Raw genomic sequence first — 6,204 nt, forward strand, 5'->3', positions numbered from 1 at the left:
CTCATCGAGCGCGGCGCCGCCGGCAGCGCCCCCCGCGTCACCCGACGGGCGAAGCGCACCCCCGCCCGCTGCCGGGTCTGCGGCCGCACCCTCAACGAGGCCGGCGAGATGAAACTGATGCGCTGCGAGGACTGCCCGTCCGACATGGACGAAGGCCTCTACGAGCGGTTGCGCGACTGGCGGGCGGTCCAGGCGCAGCGCAGCGGGCAGCCGGACTTCTGCGTCTTCACGGACAAGACCCTGATGGCCATCGCGGAAGCGGTGCCGTCCACTCCGGTAGAGCTGTCCCGCATCCCAGGGGTCCGCGCCCGCAAGCTCAACCGCTACGGGGCCGACGTACTCGCCATCTGCGCAGGTCAGGAACTTGAGGACGGCGTGGACGAGGACTGATTCAAACTCGTCGAAAAAATAGTTTGCGCATGCCCCAGCAATCCCCATAGGTTCTAAAGCACGGAAACGGCGGCCTTCTCGAAGGCCCTGGTTCCGTGCTGTACTTAATAACCGTCGGACCGGCTCGCCCGGTCCCAGAGACGCCGAGAGGAGGCGATTCCAGTGATCAGCATCAACAGCAGCTCCGTCAGCACCGCCAAATTGACCGATCGCTCGGTCGTCTCCACGTGCCTGCTCGGCTTCTCGAACCTGGGCACCGGTCTGTCCGGCATCGCTGCCGTCCGGCCGGCGTCCTCCGTGTCTCTCTCGGGTCTCCCTGTCCGTGAGCGCAATGAGCGACCGATGAAGGCACTGGAAGCAGTAGAGGCGCAGGCGCAGGCCTATGCCTTTGCGGCCACCGGTGCCGGAGCCGCCAAGCAGACGCACCACACGATGTGGGCCTTCCGTGGGCCTGAACCCTGGAGTGATCCAGCCTGATCGACGATCAGGCCGGCGCCTTCAGGGCCGCGGAACCCCACCCGGGATCCGCGGCCCTTCTGTTTGTCCCCGAACAGGGACGACAGAGCGAAGGGGCCTCGGGACAAGAAAAGAACCCGGTACCAGCCGCCAACCGGCCGACCCGGCCGGCACGACCAGACGAGGAAGACCAACCGTGCAACTCGAAGCGCACGCCCCGTCCGTACCGCCTTCCGAAACGATCCCCCCGCCCGGCCTCACGGAGGACTCCACCTTGATCCCGCTCACTGCGCTCACCGCGCTCGACGACGCCATCGAGAACCTCGGCGTACCCGTCCCCTGCCGCTCCTACGACCCGGAGGTCTTCTTCGCCGAGTCGCCGGCCGACGTCGAGTACGCCAAGTCCCTCTGCCGCACCTGCCCGCTGATCGAGGCCTGCCTCGCCGGCGCCAAGGAGCGGCGTGAGCCCTGGGGCGTCTGGGGCGGCGAGCTCTTCGTCCAGGGTGTCGTTGTCGCCCGGAAGCGGCCGCGTGGCCGCCCGCGCAAGAACCCGGTTTCGGCATGAACACCCTAGGAACGATCGATCGCCCCCTGACGCACGACCCCAAGAAGCAGGTCCCGATGAAGCCGTCCACCAGCGAGCCCGCCGGCTCCGCAATCCCAGACTTCACCTCCACCGGCGCGAACGACACGCGCCAGAACAGGACCCGAGAGATGCAACTCATCCCAGAAGCCCTGGCTCGTGCGCATATGCACGACCGGCTGCATGAGGCCGAGCAGGAACGCCGGGCGATGCGCCTGGTGACCGCGCGCCGCATGCAGCGCCGTGCCGAGCGCGCGTCACGCCGCGCCCGCCGCGCACTGGCCATGGCGGTCATGCAGTAGAGCCGTTTTCGCAACGGCAACAGAAGCAACAGCTGATGCGGGGGCCGGTCCGAACGGACCGGCCCCCGCGGTGCGTTGTGCCTCACCAACCGTGGATCCCGGAGCTATCGTCACCACGTGACGAGTCTTCCCGGGGACAGCGACAGCGGCGGCTCCACCCCGGAGCCCCGGCCCATCGCGTGCGCCCGCTGCGGCGCGACGGCAGAAGACCCACCACTCACCTGGACCTTCTCCGTGGAGAACGGCACCCGCCACTACATCTGCGACGCCTGCGCCCGGGCCAACCTGAGAGCGATCGAGGGGCGACTGGACTCGACTTGGTGGTGAGCTCCGGAGTCCCGAGCTCACGCCCCAGCCGCTGAGTCCTCCTCCGTCAGCGCCTGGTCGTCGTCCAGGACGAATCCCGGCAGCCACTCCTCCAGTTCGTCCCGCAGTCGTACCGTTGCTCCGAGTTGGCACAGCACGCCGATGGTGCTCAAGGTCACTCGGTGTATCAGCAGGTACGCCGGGGGCAGGTTGAGTTGTTTGCCGAGTTGGTGGGCGGGGGAGCGGAGGTCGGCGATGCGGCCCGCCTGGCTGCGCATCCAGCCGCGGGTGAAGGTGAACTCGTCGGCCTGGGCCGGCTCGATGATGGGGAGCAGGTAGTCCAGTACGGCGTCCGGGTCGAGCTCTATGGACTCCTTGACGAAGCCCTCCTCGCGGAGCAGGTCGTAGACCGCCTCGGCGTCGCCGTCGAGGGTCATGCGGAGCGAGTCGCCGATCGTCGCAGGAAGGCCGCCCGGCAGGCGGTCCACCGTGCCGAAGTCCAGGACGCCCAGCCGCCAGCCGCCCTTGCCGCCGGAGCCCTCGGCGTCATCGGGGTCGTCCGGCAGGAGACGGAAGTTGCCCGGGTGCGGGTCGGCGTGCAGCAGGCCGGTGCGGGACGGGCCCGAGAAGAGGAAGCGGGCCAGGAGCTGGCCCGCCCGGTCGCGCTGCTCCTGCGTACCGTCGGTGATCACCTCTGACAGGGGGATCCCGTCGATCCACTCCGTGACCAGCACCTGCTCGCACTGGTGGACCACGGCCGGCACCAGCACATCCGGGTCGTCCGCGAACTCCTCCGCGTGCGCCCGCTGAGCCTGTGCCTCCAGGGCGTAGTCGAGCTCCTCGGACACCCGGTCGCGCAGCTCCGCGATGAGCGGCTTGATGTCCATGCCGGGAATCAACGGTCCCAGAAGGCGGGCAAAACGGCTCAGTTGATTCAGATCGGACAGCAGGGCCTCGCCCGCCCCGGGGTACTGCACCTTGACCGCGACCTCCCGGCCGTCGTGCCACACCGCCCGGTGCACCTGGCCGATCGAGGCCGCCGCGGCGGGCTTGTCCTCGAACTCCAGGAACAGGTCGTGCCAGTCCTCGCCGAGCCGCTCCGCCAGCACGGAGTGCACCGTGCGGGTCGGCATCGGCGGGGCCGCTTCCTGGAGTTTCGTCAGCGCCGCGCGGTAGGGGCCCGCGACCTCCTCGGGCAGCGCCGACTCGAAGACGGACATGGCCTGCCCGAACTTCATGGCTCCGCCCTTGAGCTCGCCGAGCACCTTGAAAAGCTGCTCCGCCGTGCGCTGTTGCAGCTCGCGACCCACGAGCTCGGCGGACTTGCCGCCGATTCGTTTGCCGAGTCCCCAGGTCGCCCGCCCGGCGAAGCCGAGCGGTAGTGCGGCGAGCTTGGCGGTTCGGGTGACCGCCTTCCGGGGAAGATCAGACATGCGCCCTCCAAGTACCGGACAGCCGTGCCGCGTGCGGCTGTTGCCCGGCCATTGTCTCGTGCGGCCCTTCGTCGTCCGAGGTCTGCTCCCCCTTAGCTTTCTCCGCGGCCCCGCAGCGGCATGCGGGATGTTCCCACACCGGCGTCGAGTGCCAGTCGAAACCAGGCACCGAGACCTCCCAGCGGGCCCCCGCACTCGACGGCAGCTCCCCGTCCAGAAACGCGAGCGTATGCCCCGCGGCCAGCCCGGCCACCGTGGTGGACAGCGCCAGATCACACGCCTGTACGTGACGGGACTGGGCGGAACGCCACTGTGCCAGCAGGCGGGGCCAGGTCGGGTCCCGGTCGGTGCGTCCCAGATCCAGGCAGCCCGCGCAGGCCGTGTCGCCCGGCAGGACGAGCGGGCCGACGACTCCCGTGCCCTCCACCACTCCGGCGTACAGATGGGGTGTTCCGGAGTCGATCAGCGGCTCGGTGGCCGACGGATCGGGCGCGTGGATCGCGAGACCGTCCCGGGGCGTGATGATCACGAGGGAGAGGCCCGGATCCTCTTCTTCGGGAGCGGGGCGCGCGCTGCCGCGCCGGGGCGGACGGTTCGGGGCCGCACGGCGCACCGCACGGCGTGCGGCCTCGTCCCTGCGCTCACCGATGGATTCGACGGGCAGCCCGCCCGGAGCCACGTCCCACGGCTCGACGCAGCCGCCGTCCTGCACGTCGACCTGGCCCACGCCCGCTCCCGCCAGCGCCGCGGCCAGTACCACTCCGACCCGGCCGGCGCCCCGCACCTGTACGCGCAGTGAGCGGCGGGCCGCCAGCCGGCGCATGGCCTCGCCCGGTTCGGGAGTGACCACGGAGAGCGATGCGACGTCGGGCCGCAGCCGGTCCAGGACCGCTGCTTTCTTGCGCAGAGCGTCGGCGGCCGGGCCTCCGCCCGTCGCGTCGTCCAGCAGTCCCGCCTGGGCCAGTCGCTCCACCAGACCGTCGACATGGCCGTCGGGCAGACCCATGCGGCGCCCCTCGTCGCGTAACAGGGGCAGTCCGCGGGTGCCGTCGAACAAGGTCAGCAGACTGCCTGTCGCCGTGTCCATCGGGCCGAGCACCATCGCGTGTGCGGGTGCCATCCCGAACTGCACGGTGTTGAGATCCCGCCAACCGCGCCGCAGCGCGGGTTTCACCATCGGATGCATGACCGACCCCCGTACGTCCCCGTTGCGCCGACGGGTGTTCGTCCTGCTCCGCCGGTCGAATGTCAGCATGCCCGCATTGCCCGGCGCGTGCCGAAAGTTGTCCACAGGCGGTGGATATTCGTCGTACAAATCGAGTGCGTGGGGTGCGGTTCGGCATCGATGCGTCCCGGAGGCGGGACTTCCCCCGTGTGCAACGGGTAACGTCGGGGCGTGCCCGCCGACCCACTGCACCGCGCCGGAAACCCACAGCGCAGCACGACGAGCCAGCCGCCAAGCGGCTCGGGGGCGAGCGCGATCGAGGTCCGCAGGAGCGCGCGACGGCGCAGAACGGTCTCCGCGTACCGTGAAGGCGATCGCACCGTCGTGCTCATCCCCGCCCGGATGTCCGAGGCGGAGGAGCAGCGCTGGGTGAGCGTCATGCTCGACAAGCTGGCTGCCCAGGAGAACAAGCGGGTCCTCGGCGACACGGAGCTGTCCGAGCGGGCCGCGCGCCTCTCCGATCTGTACTTCGACGGCCGGGCCCGGCCCACTTCGGTCCGCTGGGTCACCAATCAGAACACCCGCTGGGGCTCGTGCACCCCCGCCGAGGGCAGTATCCGTCTTTCGCACCGGCTTCAGGGCATGCCCGAATACGTCGTCGACTACGTCCTCGTCCATGAACTCGCGCATCTGCTGGTTCCCGGCCACGGTCCCGACTTCTGGCGGCTCCTGGAGTCCTATCCGCGGACCGAGCGGGCCCGCGGCTACCTCGAAGGGGTGGTCGCCGCCGACCGGCTGCCCCACCTGCCCGCCACCCGGGGCGAGTGACGTCGGCCTGACGCCCGTCCGCGCCGAAACCCTGCCAGGACCGCTCGAAGCAGGGATTCTGTACCGGGTCTGTACCGGCTTCGTCCGCGGCCGGATTTTGCCGTTAGCCTGACGCGACGCACTCGTATCGGGATGGGGGACGGTCGTTACGCATGGCCAGGGAATTCCAACGCGGCCACAAGGCCAAGATCAGTGACCTCACCGCGGGCACCGATCTGTACGTGGGTGTGCAGATCACCGGCCCCGGACTGAGCTTCGACATCAGCTGCTTCGGTCTTGACGCCGACGAACAGCTTTCGGACGACCGGTTCTTCGTCTTCTTCAACCAGCCGAAGACTCCCGAAGAGTCCATCCAGCTTCTCGGTGCGCAGGCGGGCGACACGGAGTCCTTCCGCGTCACGCTCGACAGGATCCCGTCGCAGATCCAGCAGCTGTCCTTCACGGCGACGATCGACGGCACCGGGCAGATGTCGCAGGTCGCCCCCGGGTACCTCCGCATCGTCGCGGGCGGCGAGGAGGTGGCCCGGTACTCCTTCAACGGTGGCGAGTTCTCCACCGAACGCGCCGTGATGCTGGGCGACTTCTACCTCAAGGACGTATGGCGGTTCGCCGCGGTCGGACAGGGCTTCGACGGCGGGCTCGACGCGCTGCTGAAGAACTTCGGCGGCGAGGTCGCCGAGGAGGAGCCCGCGGCCCCGGCACCGGGGGCCGCCGCGCCCTCGTTCGCGCCGCCCGCTCAAG

General features: G+C 69.7%; 9 protein-coding genes. 7 read left to right on the top strand and 2 right to left on the bottom strand.

The window, feature by feature from the left end; all coding sequences use genetic code 11:
• The 5 genes from O3Q52_RS47090 to O3Q52_RS47110 all read left to right on the top strand — a co-directional run.
• Positions 1-390: HRDC domain-containing protein (locus O3Q52_RS47090; protein ID WP_269654616.1), on the top strand; the 390-nt coding region annotated here is incomplete at its 5' end.
• Positions 391-552: 162 nt separating this feature from the next.
• The gene (locus tag O3Q52_RS47095; protein ID WP_269654617.1) at positions 553-867 is read left to right on the top strand and encodes a hypothetical protein; all 315 of its coding nucleotides are present in this window, start codon (positions 553-555) and stop codon (positions 865-867) included.
• 175 nt (positions 868-1,042) lie between these two features.
• A complete protein-coding gene (locus O3Q52_RS47100) occupies positions 1,043-1,411 on the top strand; it encodes a WhiB family transcriptional regulator (protein WP_055610526.1) in 369 nt (122 codons plus the stop codon).
• Positions 1,408-1,731: a hypothetical protein gene (locus tag O3Q52_RS47105; protein WP_200395984.1), complete on the top strand. Its 324-nt coding sequence runs from the start codon at positions 1,408-1,410 to the stop codon at positions 1,729-1,731. The genes O3Q52_RS47100 and O3Q52_RS47105 overlap by 4 nt, the downstream gene beginning before the upstream one ends.
• Before the next feature lie 117 nt (positions 1,732-1,848).
• Positions 1,849-2,058 (top strand): hypothetical protein, encoded by a 210-nt coding sequence (locus O3Q52_RS47110; RefSeq protein ID WP_269654618.1) that lies wholly within the window; start codon positions 1,849-1,851, stop codon positions 2,056-2,058.
• A 17-nt stretch (positions 2,059-2,075) separates the two neighbouring features.
• On the opposite strand, the gene O3Q52_RS47115 is transcribed toward O3Q52_RS47110, so the two are convergent.
• Positions 2,076-3,470, bottom strand: a complete 1,395-nt coding sequence (locus O3Q52_RS47115) for an AarF/ABC1/UbiB kinase family protein (protein WP_269654619.1) — start codon at positions 3,468-3,470, stop codon at positions 2,076-2,078.
• Positions 3,463-4,656: a ThiF family adenylyltransferase gene (locus tag O3Q52_RS47120; RefSeq protein ID WP_269654622.1), complete on the bottom strand. Its 1,194-nt coding sequence runs from the start codon at positions 4,654-4,656 to the stop codon at positions 3,463-3,465. The genes O3Q52_RS47115 and O3Q52_RS47120 overlap by 8 nt, the downstream gene beginning before the upstream one ends.
• A 210-nt stretch (positions 4,657-4,866) precedes the next feature.
• Between O3Q52_RS47120 and O3Q52_RS47125 the strand changes: the two genes are divergently transcribed.
• Positions 4,867-5,463 (top strand): M48 family metallopeptidase, encoded by a 597-nt coding sequence (locus O3Q52_RS47125; RefSeq protein ID WP_269654620.1) that lies wholly within the window; start codon positions 4,867-4,869, stop codon positions 5,461-5,463.
• Positions 5,464-5,615: 152 nt separating this feature from the next.
• Positions 5,616-6,204 (top strand): TerD family protein (locus O3Q52_RS47130; protein WP_269654621.1); only part of this gene is annotated, 589 nt, incomplete at its 3' end.

This window comes from Streptomyces sp. ActVer, from assembly GCF_027270795.1.
Taxonomy (GTDB): Bacteria; Actinomycetota; Actinomycetes; order Streptomycetales; family Streptomycetaceae; genus Streptomyces; species Streptomyces umbrinus_A.

Bases quoted from the DNA above. Each gene is read 5' to 3' on its own strand.
- O3Q52_RS47115 (WP_269654619.1), bottom strand. From the start codon at position 3,470: ATGTCTGATCTTCCCCGGAAGGCGGTCACCCGAACCGCCAAGCTCGCC.
- O3Q52_RS47120 (WP_269654622.1), bottom strand. From the start codon at position 4,656: ATGCATCCGATGGTGAAACCCGCGCTGCGGCGCGGTTGGCGGGATCTC.
- O3Q52_RS47105 (WP_200395984.1), top strand. From the start codon at position 1,408: ATGAACACCCTAGGAACGATCGATCGCCCCCTGACGCACGACCCCAAG.